Origin of the sequence: Listeria sp. SHR_NRA_18 (genome assembly GCF_003856515.1) — a bacterium.
Lineage (GTDB): Bacteria > Bacillota > Bacilli > Lactobacillales > Listeriaceae > Listeria_A > Listeria_A newyorkensis.
In genome coordinates, this window is the sequence record NZ_QPKR01000040.1 from 1 (window position 1) to 1260 (window position 1260).

2 protein-coding genes are annotated in these 1260 nt (G+C 38.9%); both read right to left on the minus strand.

The annotated features are described in order from the left end of the window. A partial coding sequence (locus DUK53_RS17025; protein WP_161564271.1) for an IS3 family transposase occupies positions 1-779 on the minus strand: 779 nt, incomplete at its 3' end. Further along, the gene (locus DUK53_RS17030) at positions 662-1207 is read right to left on the minus strand and encodes a helix-turn-helix domain-containing protein (RefSeq protein ID WP_036093270.1); all 546 of its coding nucleotides are present in this window, start codon (positions 1205-1207) and stop codon (positions 662-664) included. The genes DUK53_RS17025 and DUK53_RS17030, both read right to left, overlap by 118 nt. Positions 1208-1260: the final 53 nt, after the last annotated feature.

Here is a 1260-nt window from a genome sequence, read left to right on the forward strand (position 1 = left end):
AAAAAATTTTCCATAGGAGAGTTATCTAAACAATTTCCCTTACGGGACATGCTTTGGTAAACCTTATTCTTCTTTAAAAGAGATACCCATTTCTTATGCTGATAATGCCATCCTTGATCAGAATGGACGGTCACCCGATAGGGTGCTTGAGGCAACACGATTTGTAATGCCTGTTCCAACGTTTCTAGCACAAAAGCCAAGTTTGGACGTTCGTTCATTTGATAAGAAATAATCTCCCCTGTCCCCATATCCATAATGGGGCTCAGATATAGCTTTTGATCTGCTCCTACCTTAAATTCCGTAATATCTGTTGTTAGTTTTTGATAGTATAAAGGCGTTTGAAAACGGCGACGAATTTTATTTTTAGCGATGGTGCCAACTTTGCCTTTATAAGCACGGTATTTCTTTCTAGATTTCCGAGTGTATTTTGTACATAGAATACCTGATTTTCGTGTTATTTTTAGTACCTTCTTGTGATTCACTACGATGCCACGTTTTCGCAATGCCAAGCCAATACGACGATGTCCGTAGTCTTGGTTATTTTCCTCATAAATCGACTGAATGACTGTTTCTAAATCATCCCTGGGTGATGACGCAACTAATCGTTTTTGCCAATACATATACGTAGATTTAGGCATACCAGTGACTTTCAAGAGGAGCGTCAATCGGAATGTTTGTCGAAGCTCCTGGATGATTCGGGCTTGGATCTTAGCAGATGGCTCGGAATATTTTCCCCAGAAGCTCGGAGCTTTTTTATGAAAGCAAGCTCCGCTCGTAATAACTCATTTTCCTGTTCTAGTGCTTGTTCTCGCGTCATCTCTTTCTTCTTTACTTTCTTTGGCTTATTAGTCAATGAAGGACACCCCTTTGGTCTCGCAAGTGCATCTATACCATTTTCTAATAGTTTTTTCTTCCAGGTCGAGATTAATGCACAATCTGGAATTTGAAAATGGTTGGCTGTTTCTTGAAGAGATGCCCCCGTCGTTTTCATAAAGTGTAATACATCTAGTTTCATTTGAACAGTATAAACACGATTCTTTTTCTTGGTGAATGCCTTTTGGCCAAAGGCCAAATACTGATCTACCCATTTTTTAACTTGTCGATGACCGGCTATACTATATTTATTAGCCAAATCAGCATAACTTTGTTTTCCTTCTAAATATTCTCGAACCACATGCAGTTTAAATGATACATCATATTTTGCCACAGCAAAACACCCCAAACGTTAGATTTTTGGTCTAACTTTTGGGGTGCACATCA